This window comes from Limimonas halophila (assembly GCF_900100655.1).
In the GTDB taxonomy this organism is placed as follows: Bacteria; Pseudomonadota; Alphaproteobacteria; order Kiloniellales; family Rhodovibrionaceae; genus Limimonas; species Limimonas halophila.
Genome location: NZ_FNCE01000001.1, coordinates 37,184 through 58,994 on the forward strand (window position 1 = coordinate 37,184; position 21,811 = coordinate 58,994).

General features: G+C 71.0%; 20 protein-coding genes. 5 read left to right on the plus strand and 15 right to left on the minus strand.

Annotated features, from left to right (window positions below):
- Positions 1-150 precede the first annotated feature (150 nt).
- A complete protein-coding gene (locus tag BLQ43_RS00175; RefSeq protein ID WP_090018106.1) occupies positions 151-1,047 on the plus strand; it encodes a glycine betaine ABC transporter substrate-binding protein in 897 nt (298 codons plus the stop codon).
- A 201-nt stretch (positions 1,048-1,248) separates the two neighbouring features.
- Here the strand turns inward: BLQ43_RS00175 and mdoH are convergent, their stop codons facing one another.
- Complete coding sequence (mdoH, locus tag BLQ43_RS00180) at positions 1,249-3,051, minus strand: glucans biosynthesis glucosyltransferase MdoH (RefSeq protein ID WP_176758440.1); 1,803 nt, start codon at positions 3,049-3,051, stop codon at positions 1,249-1,251.
- Between the two features lie 257 nt (positions 3,052-3,308).
- Between mdoH and BLQ43_RS00185 the strand changes: the two genes are divergently transcribed.
- Positions 3,309-3,851 carry a YceI family protein gene (locus BLQ43_RS00185; RefSeq protein WP_218119065.1) on the plus strand — a complete coding sequence of 181 codons (543 nt, stop codon included), beginning with the start codon at positions 3,309-3,311 and terminating at the stop codon, positions 3,849-3,851.
- 29 nt (positions 3,852-3,880) lie between these two features.
- On the opposite strand, the gene BLQ43_RS00190 is transcribed toward BLQ43_RS00185, so the two are convergent.
- The 9 genes from BLQ43_RS00190 to BLQ43_RS00230 form a co-directional block, all read right to left on the minus strand.
- Positions 3,881-4,132: a hypothetical protein gene (locus tag BLQ43_RS00190; RefSeq protein WP_090018109.1), complete on the minus strand. Its 252-nt coding sequence runs from the start codon at positions 4,130-4,132 to the stop codon at positions 3,881-3,883.
- Positions 4,133-4,386: 254 nt separating this feature from the next.
- Positions 4,387-4,872: a F0F1 ATP synthase subunit B family protein gene (locus BLQ43_RS00195; RefSeq protein WP_090018110.1), complete on the minus strand. Its 486-nt coding sequence runs from the start codon at positions 4,870-4,872 to the stop codon at positions 4,387-4,389.
- The gene (locus BLQ43_RS00200) at positions 4,872-5,363 is read right to left on the minus strand and encodes a F0F1 ATP synthase subunit B family protein (RefSeq protein ID WP_090018111.1); all 492 of its coding nucleotides are present in this window, start codon (positions 5,361-5,363) and stop codon (positions 4,872-4,874) included. Before BLQ43_RS00200 ends, BLQ43_RS00195 begins: the two co-directional genes overlap by 1 nt.
- A 180-nt stretch (positions 5,364-5,543) precedes the next feature.
- Positions 5,544-5,771, minus strand: a complete 228-nt coding sequence (gene atpE / locus BLQ43_RS00205; protein WP_090018112.1) for an ATP synthase F0 subunit C — start codon at positions 5,769-5,771, stop codon at positions 5,544-5,546.
- Between the two features lie 80 nt (positions 5,772-5,851).
- On the minus strand, positions 5,852-6,571 hold the full coding sequence (locus BLQ43_RS00210; RefSeq protein ID WP_437123464.1) for a F0F1 ATP synthase subunit A: 720 nt from the start codon (positions 6,569-6,571) through the stop codon (positions 5,852-5,854).
- A 59-nt stretch (positions 6,572-6,630) separates the two neighbouring features.
- Complete coding sequence (locus tag BLQ43_RS14775) at positions 6,631-7,149, minus strand: AtpZ/AtpI family protein (RefSeq protein ID WP_090018618.1); 519 nt, start codon at positions 7,147-7,149, stop codon at positions 6,631-6,633.
- Between the two features lie 126 nt (positions 7,150-7,275).
- Positions 7,276-10,743: a chromosome segregation protein SMC gene (gene smc / locus BLQ43_RS00220; RefSeq protein WP_090018114.1), complete on the minus strand. Its 3,468-nt coding sequence runs from the start codon at positions 10,741-10,743 to the stop codon at positions 7,276-7,278.
- 36 nt (positions 10,744-10,779) lie between these two features.
- Positions 10,780-11,394, minus strand: coding sequence for a DsbA family protein (locus tag BLQ43_RS00225; RefSeq protein ID WP_090018115.1), 615 nt, complete (start codon positions 11,392-11,394; stop codon positions 10,780-10,782).
- 55 nt (positions 11,395-11,449) lie between these two features.
- Positions 11,450-12,007 (minus strand): DUF721 domain-containing protein, encoded by a 558-nt coding sequence (locus tag BLQ43_RS00230; protein WP_176758441.1) that lies wholly within the window; start codon positions 12,005-12,007, stop codon positions 11,450-11,452.
- Between the two features lie 22 nt (positions 12,008-12,029).
- Here BLQ43_RS00230 and mutY point away from each other — a divergent pair, with 22 nt between their 5' ends.
- A complete protein-coding gene (gene mutY, locus BLQ43_RS00235; protein WP_090018117.1) occupies positions 12,030-13,160 on the plus strand; it encodes an A/G-specific adenine glycosylase in 1,131 nt (376 codons plus the stop codon).
- Positions 13,161-13,166: 6 nt separating this feature from the next.
- On the opposite strand, the gene BLQ43_RS00240 is transcribed toward mutY, so the two are convergent.
- The 4 genes from BLQ43_RS00240 to BLQ43_RS00255 are packed head-to-tail and all read right to left on the minus strand — an operon-like array spanning position 13,167 to position 18,596.
- Entirely contained in the window at positions 13,167-13,736 is a 570-nt protein-coding gene (locus BLQ43_RS00240) for a hypothetical protein (RefSeq protein ID WP_090018118.1), read from the minus strand.
- Between the two features lie 4 nt (positions 13,737-13,740).
- Positions 13,741-16,887 (minus strand): efflux RND transporter permease subunit, encoded by a 3,147-nt coding sequence (locus tag BLQ43_RS00245; RefSeq protein ID WP_090018119.1) that lies wholly within the window; start codon positions 16,885-16,887, stop codon positions 13,741-13,743.
- Positions 16,888-16,902: 15 nt separating this feature from the next.
- Positions 16,903-18,048 (minus strand): efflux RND transporter periplasmic adaptor subunit, encoded by a 1,146-nt coding sequence (locus BLQ43_RS00250; protein ID WP_090018120.1) that lies wholly within the window; start codon positions 18,046-18,048, stop codon positions 16,903-16,905.
- The gene (locus tag BLQ43_RS00255; protein WP_090018121.1) at positions 18,045-18,596 is read right to left on the minus strand and encodes a PadR family transcriptional regulator; all 552 of its coding nucleotides are present in this window, start codon (positions 18,594-18,596) and stop codon (positions 18,045-18,047) included. Before BLQ43_RS00255 ends, BLQ43_RS00250 begins: the two co-directional genes overlap by 4 nt.
- Positions 18,597-18,833: 237 nt before the next feature.
- Here BLQ43_RS00255 and trxB point away from each other — a divergent pair, with 237 nt between their 5' ends.
- Together trxB and BLQ43_RS00265 are read left to right on the plus strand one after the other, a co-directional pair.
- Positions 18,834-19,802, plus strand: coding sequence for a thioredoxin-disulfide reductase (gene trxB / locus BLQ43_RS00260; RefSeq protein WP_090018122.1), 969 nt, complete (start codon positions 18,834-18,836; stop codon positions 19,800-19,802).
- Positions 19,803-19,934: 132 nt separating this feature from the next.
- The gene (locus BLQ43_RS00265) at positions 19,935-20,825 is read left to right on the plus strand and encodes a LysR family transcriptional regulator (RefSeq protein ID WP_090018123.1); all 891 of its coding nucleotides are present in this window, start codon (positions 19,935-19,937) and stop codon (positions 20,823-20,825) included.
- 612 nt (positions 20,826-21,437) lie between these two features.
- On the opposite strand, the gene BLQ43_RS00270 is transcribed toward BLQ43_RS00265, so the two are convergent.
- Positions 21,438-21,716, minus strand: a complete 279-nt coding sequence (locus tag BLQ43_RS00270; protein ID WP_090018124.1) for a hypothetical protein — start codon at positions 21,714-21,716, stop codon at positions 21,438-21,440.
- Positions 21,717-21,811: the final 95 nt, after the last annotated feature.

Consider the following 21,811-nt stretch of genomic DNA (forward strand, 5'->3'; position numbering starts at 1 on the left):
GCCGCATGCGCGCTAGGCTTGCCGCAACGATCGCATGTGCCGCCGGTCGGGCGCGTTGTCCGGCACGGCGGTCGAACAGGCCGGCCGGTCCCCACCGTCGCCGCGTGGAGCGGCCGCCCGTGAATTCAAAAAGACAGGGAGGACGAGGCGATGTTCAAACGCGGATTCTGGACGGCCGTGGCGGCCTTCGCCGTGGCCGTCGGCATGGGCCAGGCCGCGGCCAAGCCGTCGGTCACCGTCGGCGGCAAGGACTTCACCGAGCAGCTCATCCTGGCGGAGATGACGGGGCAGTATCTCAACGCCCACGGCTTCGACGCCAACGTCCGCGACGGCATGGGCAGCACGGTGCTGCGCCGCGCGCAGCTCAACGGCCAGGTCGACCTGTACTGGGAGTACGTTGGCACCTCGCTGATCACCTACAACAAGGTCGAAGGCGGCGCGAAGATGTCGCGCGAGGAGGCCTTCGAGAAGGTGAAGGAGCTGGACGCCAAGAAGGGCCTCGTCTGGCTTCAGCCCTCCGGCGCCAACAACACCTACGCCATCGCGATGGAGGAAGAAGAGGCCGAAAAGCACGGCATCACCGCCATCAGCGACCTCGTGGACAAGCTGAAGGGCGGCGAGGAGCTTTCCTTCGCCACCAACGCCGAGTTCGCGGCGCGCCCCGACGGCCTGCCGGGTCTGCAGGACCACTACGGCTTCGACTGGCCGCGCGCGCAGGTGAAGCGCATGAACTCCGGCCTCGTCTACAAGGCGCTGGACGAGGACGAGGTCGATTCCGCGATGGTGTTCGCCACCGACGGCCGCATCGCCGCGTTCGACTTCCGCGTGCTGGAGGACGACAAGGGCTTCTTCCCCAACTACGCCATCACGCCCGTCGTGCGCGAGGACGTGCTGAAGGAGAACCCCGAGCTGCGCGAGCTGATGAACGAGCTGTCCAGCAAGCTCGACGACGACACCATGCAGGCCCTGAACAAGCAGGTGGACGTGGAAAAGAAGGCGATCGAGGACGTCGCCAAGCAGTTCCTCAAAGAGAACGGCCTGATCTGACCTCCTTCCTGTGCCGACTTCCGCGGGGCGCGGCCGCCGGTCGCGCCCCCTTTTTGTGCGCGGGTTAGAGCATCGTGCGTGAGATCGTGTTTGCCGAGCACACCGGCGACCTTATGTTAACTTCGTATTTTTCCTGTGCGAGCAGCTTCACGCACGAGCAAGCTGAATCACGCGCGTGATTCAGCTTTACGGCGATCTGCTCTAATCCGCCCGCGAGGCCGGCGCCGGAATGGCCGGCGATGCGCCGGGGGTGCGCCGGCGCGGGTCAGGGGCGGGCGCGACGGGCTTCATGCCGCGTTCCTCCGGCGTCGCCCACAGGCCCAGGCGCCGCACCAGCGCGCCGGCCGCCGGGTGCGCGGTGGCCCACGCGAACAGCGGCGACACCACCAGCGGGATCAGCACGGGCGCGGCCCACGGCAGCACCGCGGGCGCGTGAACGGCGAGCGCCCAGGCCGTCGCGCCGCCGATGGCGACCTGCGGCCACAAGCCCCGCACGGCGCGGCCGAGCGGCACGCGCTGCGCATCGCGCGTCTGCGCCGTCCAGGTGAGCTTGCGCCCGAACGGCAGCCCGGCGATGAAGATGGTGACGGACAGCATCACCACGGGCGCCAGGAAGACCGAGAGCGCCAGCTCGCTCAGCGCCCCCGCGACCACCGCCAGCACGCCGCCCTGCCCGCGCCGCCGCTCGCCGTTCAGCAGAGTGTGCAGCGTGCCGAAGACCTTGGGCGCGAAGGTGATCCCGAGCATCCCGGCGAACAGCCCGATGCCGACGGCCTTCGCCGTGTCGTCCCTCAGCGCGAAGCCGTCGCCGGCGCCCAGAGCTGCCGCCAGCCCGAAGCCCATGAAGGCGAACCAGGCGGGCGCGGCCGTGTACATCATCACGGCCATCGCCATCTGCAGCCGCCCCATGGCGCGGAAGCCGCGGCGGCCGAGCAGCTTGAGGTATTGCAGGTTCCCGAGCGCCCAGCGCAGCTCGCGCTTCACGAAGTCGAAGAGGGTGGGCGGCATGGCTTCCAGGCTGCCGTCCTCGATCGGCAGAAGGCGCACGGCGTGGCCGTGGGCGCGCATGCGTGCGGCTTCCACCTGATCGTGGCTGAGGATCGCCCCGGCCAGCGGCGAGCGCCCGCGCAGGCGCGGCAGCCCACAGGCTTCGCGGAAGGGCGCCATGCGGATGACGGCGTTGTGGCCCCAGTACGGCCCGGCGTCGCCCTGCCACCACGCGGCGCCGACACTGTGGACGAACATGCCCTGGCGCATGCCGAACTGCAGCGAACGGGCGAAGACGCTCTCCGCCGGGGCGCCCACGGCGAGCGGCTGCAGGATGCCGATCTTTGGCCGGGCGGCCATGACGCGCATCAGCCGGTCCACGGCGCGCGGCGTCATGGCGCTGTCGGCGTCCAGCACCAGCATGTAGGCGAAGCGCTCGCCGTGGTTGGTGACGAAGTCCCAGAGGTTGCCGGCCTTGAAGCCCTCGGGCTCGGGCCGGTGGCGGTAGTGGATGCGCGCCGGCCCCGGCGTCTCGCGCCGCCACGCGGCCACCTGGGCTTCCTCGGCGGCCAGGATCTCGGGGTCGTCGCTGTCCGAGAGCAGCCAGACCTCGCAGTGCTCGCCCAGCCCGAGCGCGTCCAGCCCGTCCAGCAGGCCGCGCAAGGTGCGCACCGCCGGCTCGACCGCCTCGTTGCGCACGGGCATGACGATGGCGAGCCGCCCGTCCCAGGTTTCGCCGCGGTCGTATGCGAAGGGCGCGACCGTGCGCAGCGGGTCGCGGCACACCGCCAGGATCGCCGTGCCCAGGGCGGCGTTCCAGAAGCCCGTGACGACCATGGGGATCGCCAGGCCGAAGCAGGCCAGCATCGCCGCGCCCTGGAGGCCCATCCCGGTGCCGCCGAGCAGGTGCGCCATCGTCGCCATCGCGCCCAGCCACGTGCCGCCGGCGAGCAGCAGGAAAACGGCGCGCGGTAGCGTCTGGGGGCGTCCGGTGTCGACGGCGGCGCGGTCGGGCATGGGCAAGGCACTCCTTGTGGCGATCTCGGCCCGCGGGAAGATACGGCCACGGGCGGCGCGGAAAAGGGCCGGCCGCATCGCGGCCCTACCGTTTGTGGACGGTTTCACGCCGTGCGCGGTGATGTACACTCATCCGGTTGGCAAAGCGCGCCCGGTCGCGGGGCGCGCGAGCACGAGCGCGTTGAAGAGGGTCACCCATGCGCCGGATTTGTGCCGTTTTTGCGGCCGTTGTCGTCGGGGCGCTGTTTGTCGCGCCAGTGAGCGCCGAGCCGCGCGAGTACGAGATCGATCCCGAGCACGTCTCGGTCGGCTTCCTGGTCCACCACCTGGGGCTGGCGGACACGCTGGGCATGTTCCGGGAGGTGAGCGGGTCGTTCACCTACGACCGCGAGACCCAAGAGCTGTCTGACGTGAAGATCGTGGTGCAGACGGACAGCGTCTTCACCAACCACGAGGCGCGTGACGAGCACCTGCGCGGGCCGGACTTCCTCAACGTGAAGGAATACCCAACGATGACCTTCACGGCGGACGAGGCCGAGCCCACCGGAGACAACACAGGCAAGCTCCACGGCGAGCTGACGATGCTCGGCACGACCAAGCCGCTGACGCTGGACGTGACCTACGAGGGCGGGCGCAAATACCCCTTCGGCGACGGCCACTATGCCATCGGCATTTCGGCGCGCGGCACGCTCCACCGCAGCGACCACGGCATGACCTATGCGGTGGAGGACGATCTGGTGGGCGATGCCGTGAAGCTGATCATCGAGTTCGAGGCCATCCGCCAGCCGGCCAGCGACTGATCCGGCTGACGGAGGCCGAGTCGAATCGGTCAGCCGCGCTTGCGGCGGGCCTGGGGCAGGCGGCCGGCCAGGGCCCCGGCGCTCCACCCCAGGTCGCGCAGGGTGTTGCTCAGGCCGTTGAACATCACGCGCTCGCGCGGCTCACCGTCCCGGCGCGCCTCGCTCCGCGGCGTCCACGTGGGGCCGGCGAAGGCGGTGTTCATCTGGTCGACGATGCTGCCGATCGGCCGCGCGGTGGCGGCGGCGTCGGTTTGTGTGCGAGCGTTGATGCGGGCGGCCATCGGTCTCCTCCATCGCGGGCTTGGAACCCGAGATGTGGGGCAGGCCGCCGGGCCTGTGGATCGCAAGCTTTTCGATCCAGGCATGCAGCCACGTCACACCGCCGCCGGACGCTTTGGCACGTTCACCCGTGGTCGGGTGATGGCGATGTCGCGTGTAACGGGCCCCGGACGAAAAAGGCCACCAGCCGCGCGTCCACGGGGACGGGGCCGGTGGCCTTGATGATGGGGGCAGGTGTGCGCCCGACCGCGCCGGATTAGCTGTGCAGCCGCTTGCCGACGTCCTGAATGGCGGCGTCGACCAGCTCGCTGCCGCGCTTGTCCGTCATGTTGTCGCGGCACAGCCGCTCGGTCGCGTTCACGGCGACTTCGGCGATGCGGGCGCGAACCTCTTCCAGGGCCTCGCGCTCGGTCTGCTCGATGCGCTGCATCGTCAGGCGCTCGCGGCGGGCGAGCTGTTCCTTCAACTCGGCTTCCGAGCGCTCCCGCAGGCGCTGCGCCTCGGTGCGGGCGTGCTCGACGATCTCTTCCGCGTCGCGCTTGGCCTCGCGCTGGGTGCGCTTGGCCTCCGCCAGTTCCCGCTGCGCTTCCTCGCGGAGCTCCTCGGCCTCGCGGATCTGCTGGCGCACGCGTTCGGCGCGCTTGTCCAGCATGCCGAGGGTCGGGCGCAGCCCCCAGTACAGGCCCATCGCGAGCAGGATGAGGAACGAGATCAGAACCCAGAATTCGGCGCTCGCCAGCATCAGCCCGCCCTCTCAACAGAGCTCTGGACCGCCTTCTTGGCGTGGGCGTCGCCCACGTTGCTGCCGATCAGCCGCGAGGTGGCGTCCTGCGCCAGCCCGGCCGCGACATCCTCGACGTTCTCCAGGGCCTCGGCCTTGGCGCGCTCGATGCGCTCCTCGGCCTCCTGAACCTTTTGCTCGAGCTCCTTGCCGAACTCGGCGTGGCGCTCGGCGTGTTCCTTGCTGATGGCCTCGCTGGTCTCGCGCAGGAGCTTCTGCGCTTCCCCGCGGGCCTCCCGGAGCTGCTCCTCGTAGGCCTGATTGATCTCGCGGGCCTCGTCGCGAAGGCTCTCGGCCTTGTTCAGATCCTCTTGGATCTTGTGCTCGCGGCCCTCGACGATCTCCTGCATGCGCGGCAGCGCGATGCGGCTCATCAGAAGGTACAGCAGCGTGAACGAGATCACCAGCCAGAAGATCTGGCTCGCGAACCATTCCGGGTTGAACTGGGGCATGGTGACTCCCCGCTACCCTGCCAGGCCGGCTCGCCCGGCCGCTGGGATCGGAAGGAAACCGCCCGAGCCGGGCTGACACGCGCCACGCGCCGCAGAGGATGTCCCGGCTGCGGCGCGTGGGGTGGCCGGACCCGGCCCGGCGGTCTCGGTCTCGCGCACGTTTCGTGTTCGCGTGGCTGCTTAGAACGCGAACAGGATGATGAGCGCGACGATCAGGGCGTACAGCGCGATGGCTTCCGTGACGGCGAAGCCGATCCAGATGGTCGCGCCGATGTCGTTCTTGGCCTGCGGGTTGCGGGCCAGGGCGTCGTAGTAGCTCGCCCACAGATTGCCGACACCGATGCCGGCACCGATAACGCCGATCGCAGCGAGCCCGGCGCCGATGAGTTTCGCAGCTTCAATCTCCATGGCGTTTGTTCCTCATGCTTGACGGATGGAGCCGCGCGGGGCCGGGCCGCAGGGCCGATCCCGCTCGCTCCGGGTGACGATCAGTGGAGGTGCAGCGCGTCGCCGAGGTAGATGCAGGACAGGATGGCGAAGACATACGCCTGCAACACGGCGATCAGGAACTCCAGCGCGGTGACCGCGACCTGCGCGGCCAGGGGAATCACGCCGGCCACGCCCAGCGCGAAGACGAAGCCACCGAGCACCTTCAGCATCGTGTGGCCGACCAGCATGTTCGCGAACAGACGCAGCGACAGGCTGATGGGCCGCGAGATGTAGGAGATCAGCTCGATCAGCACGAGCAGCGGCGCGGTCCAGACCGGCGCGCCTTCGGGCATGAAGAACTTGAAGAAGCCCACCCCGTGGCGCGCGAAGCCGATGACTGTGGTGCCGATGAAGACCGCGATCGCCAGCCCGAAGGTGACGATGATGTGACTGGTGAAGGTGAACGCCCCGGGAATCATGCCCTGCAGGTTGCCGACCAGCAGGAAGGTGAAGAGCGTGAAGACCAGCGGAAAGTAGGGCCGGCCGTCGCGCCCGGTGGCCTGGTAGAGCATGTTCGCGGTCGCGTCGTAGAGCATCTCCGCGACGGCCTGGACGCGGCCGGGCACGTAAGCGCGCCCGCGCGTCGGCAGGGCCATCAGCGCGAAGATGATCGCGACGGCGATGAGCATCCACAGCGACGAGTTGGTGAAGGAGAGATTCAGGTCGCCGATGTGGATGGGGACGTAGGTCTTGAGCTCGAACTGGCTCAGCGGATGCAGCGAAAGGCCGCCCCCGCTCTCGGCTCCGCCGTTGGTCGCGGCATGCGCGTCCGCCACGGTCACCCCTCCTGGTCGCGCCTGTGATCGAAGCCCCCGCCCTGGGTGTCCGGAGCTTCGGATGATCCCTCGTCGTCGCCGCTCGCCTGGCCGGCGGGCGAGCCGTCGGCCAGGGGGTCGCCGGTTGCCCGGCCGGCGGGCGACCGGCCCGCGCGGGCGCCGCCGTCCGCCTCTGGGTCGGCGTCGCCCTGCTGCCGCGCCTTGTCGTAGGCGTTCGCCAGCCGGATGACGTTCATGAAGGCAGCCGTGGCGCCGAGGACGAAGAAGACGATCAGGAACAGCGGCATCGTCCCGAGCCATTTGTCGAGCCCGAGCCCGATGGCCACGCCCACCGCCAGCGCCGAGACCAACTCGGACACCAGACGGAAGCCGAAGCCGATCCCGCTGCTGGCCAGATTGCCGCGCTTCCCTCGGGGTCCCCCGTGCTGCCGTTCCTTCGCGGCGGCGATGCGCTTGTCCAGATCCCGCGAGCGGACCGGACCCGTGTCGGTTCCGTTATCCCGGTCCGGTTTGTGGGACATGGCGCGTCGCGCCCCCCGGCCGCGCAAGGCGTGGCGGAAAATACGGGCGGCCTTTTGGCGTGTCAAGCACGCGCGGCGGCGCAAAAATCCCCACAAAACGGGGACTTGCCCGAAACTTCGGGGGCCTTAGCCGGTCTGGGCGTAGGCTTCGGCTTGGTTCAGATCAACGGCAACGACCCGTGAAACCCCGTCCTCGGGCATCGTGACGCCCACCAGCCGGTCCATGCGGCTCATCGTCATGCGGTGGTGCGTGACCACGAGGAAGCGGCTCTCGCCGCGCTCCGCCAGCTCGGTGACGAGGGTGCAGAAGCGGTCGACGTTGGCGTCGTCCAGGGGCGCGTCCACCTCGTCCAGCACGCACACGGGCGCCGCATTGGTCAGGAAAACCGCGAACAAGAGCGCCAGCGCGGTCAGCGTCTGCTCGCCGCCGGAGAGCAGCGACATCGTCTGCAGCCGCTTGCCGGGCGGCGAGGCCATGACCTCCACCCCGGCGGTGAGCAGGTCCTCCGCCTCGGTCAGTTCGAGGTGGGCGCGGCCGCCGCCGAACAGCCGGCCGAACAGCTCGCCGAATCGCGCGTTGACGTCGTCGAAGGCGCTTTGCAGCCGCCGCCGGCCCTCGCGCTCGATGGCGTCCACGCCCTCGCGCAGGCGGTCGATGGCCGCCGTGAGGTCGGCGCGCTCGGCGCGCATCGTCTCCACGTGCGCGCGCAGCTCGTCGGCTTCGGCCTCGGCGCGCAGGTTGACCGCGCCCAGGTTGTCGCGCGCCCGGCCCAGGCGCTCCATCACCTCGCGGGCGCGCTCGCGCTCGGGCAGGGTTTCCGTGCGCGGGTCGACGCCCGCCTGCTGGAGCACGCCGTCGGGCTCGCAGCCGAGGCGCTCGCGGATGCGCGCCTGCACGGCCTCCAGCCCCTCGCGGGCGCGGTCCACGCCGTCCTCGGCGCGCACGCGGTCCTCGCGCACCTTGGCGAGGGCGTCCTGTTCCGCCTTGAGCGCCTTGTCGGCCTCGGCCTGGCGTTTTTCGCCGCGCGCCAGCGCGTCGGCGGCTTCTTTGCGCGTGCGCTCGGCCGCCTGAATGGCCTCGCTCAGGTCCGAGCGGCGCTGGTGCAGTTCTTCCGGTCGCGCCTGTAGGGTTTCCAGCTCGCGCTCGGCTTCCTCGCGCCGGGTTTCCAGCTCGCCCAGGTGGCTGCTGGCGCTTTCCGCGCGCTGGCGCCAGGAGGCCAGCTCGTCCGCGATCTGGCGGCGGCGCTCGGCGCGCTGGCGGGCCGCGCGGTCGTGCTCGTCCAGCTCGCGCTGCCTGGCCGTGAGGGTTTCACGCTTGCCGGCGAGGTCCCGGCGCAGCTCGTCCAGGCGGTCGCGCTCGGCGGAGAGGTCCGGCAGGTTCGCGCGCTCGGCCTCGACCTCTTCGATGGCGCGGTCCTGCTCCGCGATCTCGGTGGCGAGGCGCTCGGCCTGCTCGCGCAGGGCGTCCAGGCGCGAGCGGGCGTCGGCGGCGGCCTTTTCGCGCTTGGCGTGGTCGTCGCGGGCGGCGCGCAGCTCCGTCTCCGCGTCGCGCACCGCCTTGCGCGCCGCGGCATCGCGTTCCCGGGCGGCCTTGGCGGCGTCCGAGGCTTCCTGGCGCCGGGCGCGGGCCTGCTCCACGGCGTGTTCCGCGTCGGGAAGCTGCCCGCGCAGCTCGGCCAGCCGGTTGCGCTGGCGCAGGCGTTCGGCGGCGGCGGGGGCTTCGGCGGCGGCGTCGGCGGTGTAGCCGTCCCAGCGCCAGCAGTCGCCGTCGCGGCTGACCAGCACCTGTCCGGGCGCGAGCCGTGCTTGCAAAGCGGCGCCGGTTTCGCGGTCGGCCACCACGCCCGCGCATGCCAGCCGCCGGTGCAGCGCCGGCGGCGCGGTGACGAGGTCGGCGAGGCAGGTCGTTCCCGCCGGCAGCGGCGGCGGCGCGTCCAGCGGCGGCAGCTCGGTCCAGCGCACGGGGGCGTCCGCGGCCACAGGCGTTTGCAGCGCGTCGCCCAGCGCGGCGGCGAGCGCTGTTTCCGCGCCGGGCTCGGCCGCGACGGAGTCCAGCACCGGCGGGTGGTCGCCGCCGGCCTCCTGTTGGGGCTCGGCCACGCGGCGCAGGGCGTCGATCTCGGCCGTCAGGCGGTCGCGGGCCGATTCGGCCTCGCGCAGCGCGGTCTGCGCCGCTTCGTCGGCCTCGCGGGTCTCGGCCAGCGCGCGTTCCGCCGCCTCGGCCTCCGCCTGCGCCGCTTCCAGCGCCTGTTCCCCGGCAGTCACGCGCTCGGCGGCTTGGGCGACCGCGGCGTCGTCGGGCGCGTCCAGCTCGGCCTCCTGGCGCGCGACGGTGTCGGCGTCGCGCTGGAGCTTGTCCCGGCGCTTGCGCACCTCGGCCAGGCGGTCGTCCAGGCTCTTGGCCTTGGCGGTCTGCTCGGCGATGCGCTCGGTGAGCTGGTTGACCGCGCGTTCGGCGTCCTCGACCTCGCGCTGGGCGGCGTCCCGCGCTTCCTGGGCGCTCGCGCGGGCGTCCCGCTCGCCCTCCATGGCGGCGGCCAGGTCGCCGTCCTCGGTTTCCAGGCGCTCCATGGCGGCGCGGGCGTCGTCGGCTCGCGTCTGCGCGTGTTTGCGGTCGCGGGTGATCTGGTCCAGGCGGTCGCGCACGCGCTGGGCCTCCTGGGCGACGCGCTTTTCCTCGTGGGCGAGGCCGTCGCGCTCGCGCGTCAGCCGCGAGACCTCGCTGGCCGCGTCCTGTTCGGCCTGCCGCAGCTCCGGCAGGGCGGCCTGGGCGTTCGCCTGCTCCGTGCTGGCGGCGGCGGCGCGGCGCTCGGCCTCGGCGACGCGTTCCTCGGCGTCTTCGTGCTGCTGGCGGGCCTGGGCGAGGGCGCGCTGCGCGGCCACGGCGTCGAGGTGGAGCAGGATGGCCTCGTGCCGACGCACCAGCCGCGACAGCCAGCGGTAGCGCCGGGCACGGCGGGCCTCGCGCTCCAGGCCCGTGAGCTGGGCTTCCTGGGTGTCCAGGCGGTCGTCCAGGCGCTCCAGGTTCTGTTCGGCGGTGCGCAGGCGCTGCTCGGCCTCGCGCCGGCGGGTGTGCAGCCCCGTGATCCCGGCCGCTTCCTCCAGCAGCTGGCGGCGCTCGCTGGGCTTGGCGTGGATGACGTGGGTGACGCGGCCCTGGCTCACCAGCGCCGTCGCGCCCGCACCCGTGGCCTGGTCCGCGAACAGCAGCTGGACGTCGCGCGCCCGCGTTTCCGCGCCGTTGACGCGGTAGGTGGAGCCCTTCTCGCGCTCGATCCGGCGCGTGACCTCCAGCTCGCCCGCGTCGTTGAAGCGCGCGGGCGCGGTGCCGTCCCGGTTGTCCAGGGTGAGGGCGACTTCCGCCCAGGTGTGCTGCGGCCGCGCGCGCGATCCGGCGAAGATGACGTCGTCCATCTCCCCGCCGCGCACCCGCTTGGCGGAGGTCTCGCCCATGACCCAGCGCAAGGCCTCGACGATGTTGGACTTGCCGCAGCCGTTGGGCCCGACGATCCCGGTCAGGCCGGGCTCGATGGGCACCTCGGTGGGGTCCACGAAGGACTTGAAGCCGCGGAGGCGCAGCCGCGTGAAGTGCACGCCGGATTCATCCCTGCCGTGGAAGCGTTCGCGGGTTTACTGCGCCGCCTCCAGCGCCTCGACGAACTTGTCGTAGGGCTGGTTGCCGGCCAGCTTTTCGCCGTCGATCAGGAAGGTGGGCGTCGACTGAATGCCGATTTCCTTCCGCGCCTGAAGCTGCTGCTGAACGATGGACTCGGCCTCGGCGTCGTCGTTGACGCAGGACTCGAAGGTGCCCTTGTCCATCCCGGCCATGCCCGCGATGCGGCCGAGCGCCTTCGTCGGCTCCTGTGCGCGCGCCCACTTGGCCTGGCTGTCGAACATCATCTCCAGCACGGCGAAAAAGCGGTCACCCTCGAAGCAGTTGGCGGCCATGGCCGCGCGCAGCGCCGGCCGGTCGAGGGGATAGTGCCGGTAGATCAGCTTCGCCTTGCCCGGCTCGATCCAGTTCTCCTTGAGCTTGGGCAGGGTGTCGCGGTGGAAGTGCGCGCAGTGCGGGCAGGTCAGCGAGGCGAACTCGACAATCGTGATCGGCGCGTCCGGATCGCCCATGACGCGGCCGTGCTCGGCGTGGTTCTGCGCGCTCTGCGCCCGGGCGGGCTGGCCGGGCGCCAGCGCCAGCGCGGCGAGGAGGGCGAGAACGCTCGCGATCGTCGCGGTGCGAAGCTTCATCGTGCATGTCCCCAGGTTCGTGTCGCGCGCAGGATGCGGGCAGCGGGGGCCGGGATCAATCGCCGCCACCGAGCGTCCGTCCCAGGCGGGCGAGCGCTTCGCGCAGCTCCGGGTCGGCGACGTGCTCGACCTGCTGCGTGACCCTGCGCTCGGTTTCGGGCGAGGATGTGGCGGCCTCGGCCGTATCCCGCTCGGTGGCCTGCTCGGTTGCGCGGTCTTGGGCGGCCTTGCGGTCCAGGCGGCCGTCGTGCAGCAGGCGCAGCGAAGCCACCGCCTTGTAACCGAAGAAGGCGTTCACGCGCTCCACCACCAGCGGCTCCTGGTGCTTCAGGCGCGTGGCGTGCGCGGCGGCGACGCGCAGCTCCAGCGTGCCCTCGCGGCGCTGGTTGCGGTTGGGAAAGCGGATGCCGCGCGGCACGGCCATGCGCGCGATGTCCGCGCCCACGACCGAGGGCCATTCCGTCAGCAGGCTGGCCTCGGCGAGGCTGTGCTTGCCCAGCTTGCTGCGGGCGACGCGCTGCACTTCCGGGGCCAGAGCGCGCAGCGTCCCGCGGCGGCGATCGTTGACGCCGCGGGCGTTGGCACCATCCTTCGACGACTTGGTATCGGACATCGCTGAAAGGATACCCCGTCGCATGGCGGACGGCGCAAGCCCGCATTCGGACACGCCCGCGCGGCCCGATACACCAGCGAACCGCGTCCTCGCCTGGTACGACCGCCAGGGGCGGCGGCTGCCGTGGCGCGCCCCGCCGGGCGTGCGCCCCGACCCGTATCACGTCTGGCTGTCGGAGGTGATGCTCCAGCAGACCAGCGTGCAGGCCGCCGCGCCCTACTTCCACGACTTCCTGGTGCGCTGGCCCACGGTGCACGACCTCGCCGCCGCACCGCAGGACGCGGTGCTCGCGGCCTGGGCGGGGCTGGGCTACTACGCGCGCGCCCGCAATCTGCACGCCTGCGCCAGGGTGGTGAGCGAGCAATACGGCGGCGTCTTTCCCGGCACGGAAAAGGAGCTGCGCAAGCTGCCGGGCATCGGCCCCTACACGGGCGCGGCCATCGCCGCCATCGCCTTCGACCAACCCGCCGCGCCGCTGGACGGCAACCTGGAGCGCGTGGTGGCGCGGCTGTTCGACGTGCGCGCCGAGCTGCCCGGCGCCAAGGAGACGCTGCGCGAGCACCTGCGGTTCCTGGTGCCCGAGGACCGGCCGGGTGATTTCGCCCAGGGCATGATGGATCTGGGCGCGACCATCTGCGTGCCGGCCTCGCCCAAGTGCATGCTGTGCCCGCTGGCCGAGCACTGTGCCGCGCGCGCGGCCGGCACGGCCGAACGCCTGCCCGCGAAGGCGGCCAAGAAGCCGCGCCCAACCAAGCGCTGCGTCGCCTTCTGGACGGTGCGCGACGACGGCTGCGTGCTTCTGCGCCGCCGGCCGCAGAAAGGCATGCTCGGGGGCATGCTGGAAGTGCCCTCGACCGACTGGACCGAGGCGGGCTGGGACGCGGACTCGGCGCGACCCCACGCGCCGGCGAATGCCCAGTGGCGCGAGCTGCCCGGCCGCGTGCGCCACGGCTTCACGCACTTCGCCTTCGAGATCACCGTCTGGGCGGGCGCGGTGCCGGCCGGCACCGATCCCGGCGACGGCCAGTGGTGGCCGCTCGACCGCCTCGCCGACGCGGGCCTGCCCACGGCCATGCGCAAGATCGCCGAGCACGCCATCAAGCACGGCGCGGTGCCCGAGGGCGGGGATTTCGCCGCCATTCGCGCCCGGTAACGGGGATCAGAACACCCACGCCCAGTAGCCCAAGCCCGCGCCGAAGGCGACTACAGCCATCGCCAATCCCGTGCGCAGCCAGGGCTGTTGATGGCGACGGGCCAGCCACACGGCCAAGCCGAACGCCAGCGCAAGTTCCAGCGGCTGGACGATCTCGCCGTGATGCGCCGGGTTCCAGTAGGACACGGGGCTCTGGAAGCGCCAGTCGCTCAGCGGCCAGAGGTGCGGGTAGGCGTCGCCGTGGTGCAGGGCGAAGTCGCAGCCCAGGTGCACCAGCCCCGCCAGCACGAACGCGATCAGCCAGCCGCGCCGCAGCCACAGCGCGAGCAGGCCCAGCGCGCCCCAGACCACCACCGAATTGCTCACCGCCAGCGGGATCTGCCAGCCGGGCGTCCAGTACAGCTCGTCGAAGATGACGCCGTCGGGCACGCCCTGGACGAGTTTCGCCCAGCCGAACAACACGAACAGCGCGGCGTCTGGGGCGAACGCCCCCGCCAGCGCCCCGAGGTTCCGTCCGTCGTCGCGCACGCGCCCGGCCACGGCCAGCCCGACCAGCAGGTGCGTGGGCGTGTTCACCGGCCTACGCCCCCAGGGCCCCGCGCAGCCGTGCCGCGCCCGCGCGCAGGGCGGCGGCCGTGCGCTCGCCCAGCACCAGCAGCGCGGGGGTGAACACCAGCGTCAGCACCGTGGCGAAGGTCAGCCCGCCCGCGATGGCGGCGGCGAGCTGCGTCCACCACTGCGTCGAGGGCGCGCCGAAGGCCAGCTCGCGGCCGATCAGGTCGACGTTGAGCGCCAGCACCATGGGCAGCAGGCCGAGCACGGTGGTCACCGTGGTCAACAGCACGGGCCGAAGGCGTTGTGCACCCGTACGCAGCGCGGCTTCCACGGCGTCGAGCCCGGCGCGGCGGCGCAGGTCGTTGTAGGTGTCGATCAGCACGATGTTGTTGTTCACCACGATGCCCGCGAGCGCGATCACCCCGATGCCGGCCATCACGACGCCGAAAGGTTCGCCGCGGATCAAGAGCCCGATGAGCACGCCGCCGGTGGACAGCACGATGGCGCTCATCACCAGCAGCGCCTGGTAGATCGAGTTGAACTGCGTCACCAGCAGGATGAACATCAGGAAGACGGCGACGGCGAAGGCCATCACCAGGAAATTCATCGTTTCCTGGATGTCCTCGTTCTCGCCCTTGAAGGCGACCTCGACGCCCGGCGGCAGCTCGGCGTCGGCCAGCGCGGCCTGGAGGCGCTTGACCTGGGTGTCCACCAGCCGCCCTTGGGCGACGTCCGTGCCGATCTCGATGACGCGCTCGGCGTCCACGCGCTCGATCGTGCCCGTCTTGGGCGCGGGTTGCAGCTCGATGAAGTTGGTGATGGGAATCTGGCCCAGCGCGGTGGGCACCTTGAGCTGGTCGAGCTGGTCCAGGCTGCGCTCGCCGAAGGGGTAGCGCACCCGGATGTCGACCTCCTCGTCGGTGTCGTCGGGCTGGTACTCGGCCACGCGCACGCCGTTGGTCACCATCTGCACGGCTTGGCCGAGCTGTGTCACGTCGGCGCCGAAGCGCGCGGCCTGCCCGCGATCCAGCGCCAGGCGCCACTCCACGCCGGGCGGCGAGCGCGAGTCCGAGACGTCCACGAAGCCGCCCAGATCGCGCATGATCGCGCGGATGCGCTCGGTCGCGGGGGCGAGATCGTCGCGTTCGGCGGCCGTTACCTCCATCTGGATGGGCTTGCCCTGGCCCGGGCCGGGCTGGGCCTCGCGGACCTGCACCTTGATGCCGGGGATGCCGGCGATCTGCTCGCGGATGTCGCCCAGGACCGCGTCGGCCGGCGGGCGCAGCTGCCAGTCCGCGAACTCCAGCTGGATGAAGCCGACGGCGTCCTGGGGCAGGTTCTGCAGCCGCTGCGTTTCCCCGATCGAGCGCGCGTACACCATGTCGATCGCCGGCTCGTCGAGCACGTGGCGCTCGACCGCGCGCACTAGGCGGTCGCGTTCGTGGATCGACAGGTTGCCGCGCGCCTGCACCTGGATCTGTGCGAACTCGGGCTCGACGTCGGGGAACAGCTCGATCCCGCGGCCCAGCTTGGCGTACGCCGCGTACGCGGCGATGACCACGGCCAGCACGGCCACAAGGGTCACGAGCGCGTGGCGTGTACACCAGCGCAGCAGGCGCACGTACACCCCGCTCATGCCACGCAGATCGGCGAGGTTGCCGCCCTCGGCGGCGGCGAGCGCCTGGGCGTCGGTGGCCGTGCCGCGCTGGCCGCCGAGCACGCCGCCCAGCACCGGCACGACGATCAGTGCCATCGCCAGCGAGGCCGTCAGCGTCAGGATCACGCTGATGGGCAGGTACTGCATGAACTCGCCGACGATGCCCGGCCACCACAGCAGCGGGAAGAACACCGCCAGCGTCGTCGCCACGCCCGAGGTGATGGGCCAGAACATGCGCTTGGCCGCGCGCGAATAGGACTCGCGCTGGCCATAGCCCTCGCCGCGGTTCCGGTCGGCCAGCTCGGCGACGACGATGGCGCCGTCCACGAGGATGCCGACGACCATGATGAGGCTGAACAGGACGACGATGTTCAGCGTGAAGCCCATCATGTCGATGGCCAGGATGCCGGTGAGGAAGGCGCCGGGGATGGCCAGCCCCACCAGCAGCGAGGAGCGCGGGCCCAGCGCCGCCACGACCACGATCATCACCAGCACCACGGCGGTGACGACGTTGTTCTCCAGGTCGCCGAGCATCGAGCGCACGCGCTCGGACTTGTCCTGGGTGTAGGAAACGCGCACGCCCTCGGGCCAGCGCTCCTGGCTGCGCTCCACCACCGCGCGCGCGTTTTCCACGGTTTCGATGATGTTGGCGCCGACGCGCTTGGTGATCTCCAGCGCCACGGCGGGCTGGCCGTCGGCGCGGGCGAAGCCCGTGGGGTCCTTGTAGGTGCGCCGGACGGTGGCGATGTCGCGGATGGTGACGACGCGGTCGCCGTCCACCGTCAGCGGCAGGGTGAGAACGTCGCTGACGTCCTCCACCAGCCCCGGCACCTTGATGACCATGCGGCCCGTGCCGGTGTCGATGTCGCCGGCCGCGACCAACCGGTTGTTGTTCTGCACGCGCCGGAGGATTTCGTCGTAGGAGAGGTCGTAGGTCTGCATGACCGTGGGGTCCACGATCACCTCGGCCACGTCCTCGCGGTCGCCCGCGATCTCCACCTCCAGCACGCCTTCCAGGCTTTCCAGGCGGTCCTTGGTGTCGCGGGCCAGCTCCAGCAGCGTGCGTTCGGGCACGCCCCCCGAGAGCACCGCCGTCAGCACCGGGAAGAGCGCGACGTTAACCTCGCGGATGACGGGCTCTTCCGCATCGGGCGGCAGCTCTGCCTTGGCGATGTCGACCTTTTCGCGCACGTCCTGCAACGCCTGATCGCTGTCGAAGCTGGCCTCGAACTCCAGCGTCAGCGAGGCGTAGCCCTGCGCCGCCTGCGCGCTCAGCTCGTCGAGGCCCTCGATCCCTTGAAGCTCCTGCTCCATGGGGCGGATGAGCAGGCGCTCGGCGTCCTCCGGCGAGATGCCCTCGTGCAGGATGGAGACGTGGATCGTCGGGATGGTGACGTCCGGCTCCGCCTCCTTGGGAATGCTGACGTAGGCGTAGGCGCCCGCGGCCACCAGCGCGGCGAACACCAGCAGCACGGTTCGGGTGTGGGCGAAGGCGGCGTCGATCAGCGCGCGCATGGCTCGGCCTCCGGCTCAGCCCTGCGGATCGCTGCCGAGGCCGCGCGCGGCCGGCGGAACCGGCACGGCGCCGTCGCTGGGCACGGCGTCGGGGCTGTCGGCGGGGACGACCTCGACCCGCTCGCCGTCGCGCACGAAGCCCTGGCCGACGGTGATGACGCGGGCTTCCTCGGGCAGGCCGACGACCCAGGCGCCGTCGGTTTCCGCGCGCACGATCTCCACGGGGTTGAAGGCGACGGTGTCCTCGCCGGTGACCGTCTTCACGCCCAGTTCGCCGGCGGTGTTGAGGCTGAGGATGGCGGGGGAGATGCGGTGCGCCCGCTCGGTCCCGATGGGCACGCGCACCTCGGCGCTCATGCCGGCGCGGAAGGCGTTGTCGTCGTTGGGAACCTGGACCTCGACGCGGTAGGTGCGCGTCTGGCTGTTGGCCGAGGCGGCGACGAAGCTGACCACGCCCTGCGCGCTGTCGCCGGTGATGAACGCGACCTCCACCGGCGTGCCGACCTCCACGCTGCGGATTTTCTGCTGCGGGACGTGGATCACCACCTCAAGCGGGGTGGAATCGATGATGCGGGCGACCTCGCCGCCGCTGCTGACGAGCTGGCCCATCTCCACCGGGCGCTCGGCCAGCATGCCGCCGAAGGGCGCCTCGATCGTGGTGTCGGCGATTTCCTCGCGGATCGCGGCGAGGCGCGCCCGCGCGGCGGCGAGCGCGGCTTCGGCCTCCTTGCGGCGGTTCTTGGACTGGAAGCCGCGCGCTTCGAGTTGCTGGGCGGCCTGGTACTCGCTCTCGCGCTGGGCGACCAGCGCTTTGGCCTCCTCCAGGCGGGCGCGGCGGTCCTTCATGGCCAGCCGGGCCAGCAGCTCGCCCTCGGCGACGCGCGTGCCCTTTTCCACGGGCAGCTCGACCGCGCGGCCCGAGGTTTCCGCGCGCACGGTCACGGTGCGGTGTGGCTCCGCCTCGCCCTCGATCACGATGCGGCGGGTGACGGGCTCGGCGGTCATCGTCCGCACCTGCACGCGCGTCGCGTCGGTTTCGGCGTCCTCGGCCGGCGCGGTGGTCGCCGAGCCGTCGGTCTTGTCGGCGCGCAGCAGCCCGCTCGCCATCCAGCCGGCGAGGGCGAGCGTGAGCAGGGCGGCGAGGACGAGCGGCCGTTTCATTCCGCGGCGTCCTCCGGCCGGGGGGCCGCCGGGTGTTCCAGCATGTGACGGTTCTCGCGGATGTAGGCGCAGGCGGCCGAGAGCACGGTGATGCCGAAGCCGGCGGCGAAGCGCATGCCCGCGGGCATGTCGTGGCCGTGGCCGTCGGCGAGCCAGGCCCGGCAGGTGGCGATGCGGGTTTCGAAGTCCTCCAGCTGCTGGTCCAGCGTCGCCACCAGCTTGTCCTGGGGCAGGAGGTGGCCGAAGAAGACCAGCGCGATGAAGTCGGAGCGCACGTCGTGGCGCGGCGGCGTGGCGACCAGCGCGTCCGTCAGCGCCCGCCGCCCGGCGTCCGTGATGCTGTAGACCTTGCGCGCCGGGCGGTCTTCCTGCTCGACGCGCGTGCAGGTGACGAGCCCCTCCGCGTTGAGGTCGCGCAGGGCCGGGTAGATCGCCGCCTGGCTGACCGCCATGAAGTGCTTGAAGCTGCGCTCGAAGCGCTTGGTGATGTCGTAGCCCGTGGCGTCGCCCAGGGTGAGGACGCCCAGGCACAGGGTGCGCGTGTTCATCGCCGTGCCGCCGCTTCGCCGCCCGCCACCGCCGGGCGGCGATGGTGTGGCAGCCTGCCATATGTCAGGCTGACATATGGCGAACGCCGCTCGGCGTCAACGCGGCCGTGCTGCGACCGTGAGGCGCATCCGCATGATCCGGCGTGCGTTGCGCACGCGTCCGCGCACACCTATCTTCCAGCCGGCCACCCACGACGGAATCCCGCGTGCCACGGGCACGCACAACGGAGAGACACGATGGCGTCCGAGCGGCACACCAGGGTTCTCATCATCGGCGCCGGGCCGGCCGGCTACACCGCCGCGATCTACGCGGCGCGCGCGAACCTGCAGCCCGTGCTGGTGCAAGGCATGCAGCCCGGCGGCCAGATGTCGATCACGACGGACGTGGAGAACTATCCCGGTTTCGCCGACCCCATCCAGGGCCCGTGGCTGATGCAGCAGATGGAGCAGCAGGCCCGCAACGTCGGCACCGAGATCATCTTCGACACGATCACCGACGTGGATGTCTCGCAGCGGCCGGTGCGCGCCGAGGGCGATTCCGGCACGACCTACTGGGGCGAGACCCTGGTGATCGCCACGGGCGCGCAGGCGCGCTGGCTGGGGCTGGAGAGCGAGTCCAAGTACCAGGGCTTCGGCGTTTCCGCCTGCGCCACCTGCGACGGCTTCTTCTACAAGGGCCAGCACGTCGCCGTGGTCGGCGGCGGCAACACCGCGGCCGAAGAGGCGCTCTTCCTCACCAACTTCGCGGAAAAGGTGACGCTGATCCATCGGCGCGACCAGCTTCGCGCCGAGCACATCATGCAGCAGCGCCTGTTCCACAACGACAAGATCGCGTTCTGCTGGAACCATGTCGTCGATGAGGTGTTGGGTCGGGACAACCCGCCGGGCGTAACCGGCGTGCGCGTCAAGCACGTCCACACCGGCGAGACGCAGGACCTGCCGGTGGCGGGGCTCTTCGTCGCCATCGGCCACGACCCGGCGACACGCCTGTTCCAGGGCAAGCTCGACATGGACGACGAGGGCTACATCCTCACCGCGCCGGATTCGACGAAGACGAACGTGCCCGGCGTCTTCGCGGCCGGCGACGTTCGCGATAAGGTGTACCGGCAGGCGGTTACGGCGGCGGGCATGGGCTGCATGGCCGCGCTGGAGGCCGAGCGCTTCCTGGCCGAGCAGGCCGTCGCCGAGCTGGAAGCCGCGGAGTAGGGTGAGACAGAGGCACGGACACGGCTCATGCCCAGATCGGGACAGGCGAAGACACGCGGATCGCGCGCGGCCGGTGGCGGCGAGGCGGCGGCGCAGGGCCAGCGTGGGCAGATCGGCCCCAGCCCGACGCTGATGGACTGGGACAAGCTGCGCGTGTTTCACGCCGTGGCCGAGGCCGGCAGCTTCACCCACGCCGGCGATCTGCTGAACCTCAGCCAGTCGGCGGTCAGCCGCCAGATTTCCGGGCTTGAGGAGTCCCTGCGCGTGCCGCTCTTCCACCGGCACGCGCGCGGACTCATCCTCACCGAGCAGGGCGAGCTGCTCTACCGGACGGCGCACGACGTCTTCGGCAAGCTCGCCATGACCGAGGCGCAGATTCGGGAGAGCAAGGACCGCCCGCGCGGGCCGCTGCGCATCACCACCACGGTCGCTTTCGGCTCCACCTGGCTGGCCGGGCGCATGCGTGAGTTCCTGGATCTGTACCCGGACATCGAGACGCACCTGCTGCTCGTCGACCGCGAGCTGGACCTGTCCATGCGCGAGGCGGACGTGGCCGTGCGCCTGTCGCCGCCGCGCCAGGGCGACCTGATCCAGCGCCACCTGCTGACGGTGCACATGCAGCTTTACGCCTCGCCGGCCTACATCCAGCGCAACGGCATGCCGCGCAACGCCGAGGATCTGGATAACCACCGCATCGTCGTCTACGGCGACGAGTTGCGGCCGCCGGTGCCGGACATCAACTGGCCCCTGCGGGCGGGGCGCAGCGACGGCAACCTGCGCCGGCCCTGCATGACGGTGAACAACATCTACGGCATCATGCAGGCCATCGAGGACGGCGTGGGCATCGGCTCGCTGCCCGAATACATGGTTCAGGGCTCCAGCGACTTCGTGCAGGTGCTGCCCGAGCTGGAGGGGCCGCAGCTCGACGCCTATTTCGTCTATCCCGAGGAGATGCGCAACTCCAAGCGCATCCAGGTGTTCCGCGACTTCCTGCTGCGCCAGGTCGCCCGCTCGCGATTCTGACGTCGCCGCAGGGGTGTCAGTGCTCGGGCGGCCGGGCTGGACACTGGCCGGCGCCGACATCCCGCCGGATCGCTCGACAAGCCGCTAGCGCACGTGTGAGCCTCGTGTTACAGTCCCCGATCTTCCGCGGCGCTCGGGCCTGCGAAGCCCGGCGACGGCGGGATTTTTTGGGCGACAAAGCACGCACGGGTTGTGGGTGCGGCGCGGCAAGCTATGCGGCGCTTTCATAGCACCCGTGAAACAATCCCTCTTCTCTCAGAAGCGCAAAACCATATTTTCCCGGTCAGACATCGGTGCGCGGCAGCGATGGTGCGAACGGTCCGGTGCGGAGCCGGTTCCGGTTCCGGGTTTAGCCCGGGAAGGGCCTTCGGGTCCTACGTCTCCCAGACGTGAAGCCTCCCTGTTCAACTTGCCGCCAGATCACCCGATCTGGCGGCTTTTTTTGTCCGCATGCCGCACCACGCCGCTGGGCGCGGACCGCTGGGCTGTCCGGGACTGTCTGTCTGCTGAAAAGCGACGCGCCGCCGAATGCGCGTGCCCTGTCGCCCGGCGCGGGAAGGACAGGGAGCGAAAGCGCGCGCCGGTGGAACGGGCCGGCGCGCGCAAAAAACGTCAGCTGTCGTTGGCCTGCTCGTCGCCGGTCTCGGCGTCGCCGGCCTCGCCGTTGCCGCCGGACTCCTGGCGCGTGAAGGCGCCGTTGCGGATCTTGTCCGGCAGGGATTCGACGATGTTGGCGGTGGCTTCCTCGCCGTAGTCGCTGACGAAGTTGGTCACCGCGGCGGAGAGCGTGACGAGCTTCACGACCTCGGAGGAGGCGCCCTCGTCGATGGCGCTCTGCATGGCTTCCAGGATGCGTTGCGCGGCGAGGTCGCGCTGCTGATGTTCGTCCATGAGGCTTCGATCCTTGCGCTGATGGCTGCGAGAGAAGAGCGCGATGGGACGACGCGGGATCAGCCGACGCGCCGCATCGCGCTCTTGTCGTTCAT

Coding starts and splice junctions, on each gene's coding strand:
- BLQ43_RS00175 (WP_090018106.1), top strand. CDS start 151: ATGTTCAAACGCGGATTCTGGACGGCCGTGGCGGCCTTCGCCGTGGCC.
- mdoH (WP_176758440.1), bottom strand. CDS start 3,051: ATGCCCGACCGCGCCGCCGTCGACACCGGACGCCCCCAGACGCTACCG.
- BLQ43_RS00190 (WP_090018109.1), bottom strand. CDS start 4,132: ATGGCCGCCCGCATCAACGCTCGCACACAAACCGACGCCGCCGCCACC.
- BLQ43_RS00195 (WP_090018110.1), bottom strand. CDS start 4,872: ATGCTGGCGAGCGCCGAATTCTGGGTTCTGATCTCGTTCCTCATCCTG.
- BLQ43_RS00200 (WP_090018111.1), bottom strand. CDS start 5,363: ATGCCCCAGTTCAACCCGGAATGGTTCGCGAGCCAGATCTTCTGGCTG.
- atpE (WP_090018112.1), bottom strand. CDS start 5,771: ATGGAGATTGAAGCTGCGAAACTCATCGGCGCCGGGCTCGCTGCGATC.
- BLQ43_RS14775 (WP_090018618.1), bottom strand. CDS start 7,149: ATGTCCCACAAACCGGACCGGGATAACGGAACCGACACGGGTCCGGTC.
- BLQ43_RS00225 (WP_090018115.1), bottom strand. CDS start 11,394: ATGAAGCTTCGCACCGCGACGATCGCGAGCGTTCTCGCCCTCCTCGCC.
- BLQ43_RS00230 (WP_176758441.1), bottom strand. CDS start 12,007: ATGTCCGATACCAAGTCGTCGAAGGATGGTGCCAACGCCCGCGGCGTC.
- mutY (WP_090018117.1), top strand. CDS start 12,030: ATGGCGGACGGCGCAAGCCCGCATTCGGACACGCCCGCGCGGCCCGAT.
- BLQ43_RS00245 (WP_090018119.1), bottom strand. CDS start 16,887: ATGCGCGCGCTGATCGACGCCGCCTTCGCCCACACCCGAACCGTGCTG.
- BLQ43_RS00250 (WP_090018120.1), bottom strand. CDS start 18,048: ATGAAACGGCCGCTCGTCCTCGCCGCCCTGCTCACGCTCGCCCTCGCC.
- BLQ43_RS00255 (WP_090018121.1), bottom strand. CDS start 18,596: ATGAACACGCGCACCCTGTGCCTGGGCGTCCTCACCCTGGGCGACGCC.
- trxB (WP_090018122.1), top strand. CDS start 18,834: ATGGCGTCCGAGCGGCACACCAGGGTTCTCATCATCGGCGCCGGGCCG.
- BLQ43_RS00265 (WP_090018123.1), top strand. CDS start 19,935: ATGGACTGGGACAAGCTGCGCGTGTTTCACGCCGTGGCCGAGGCCGGC.
- BLQ43_RS00270 (WP_090018124.1), bottom strand. CDS start 21,716: ATGGACGAACATCAGCAGCGCGACCTCGCCGCGCAACGCATCCTGGAA.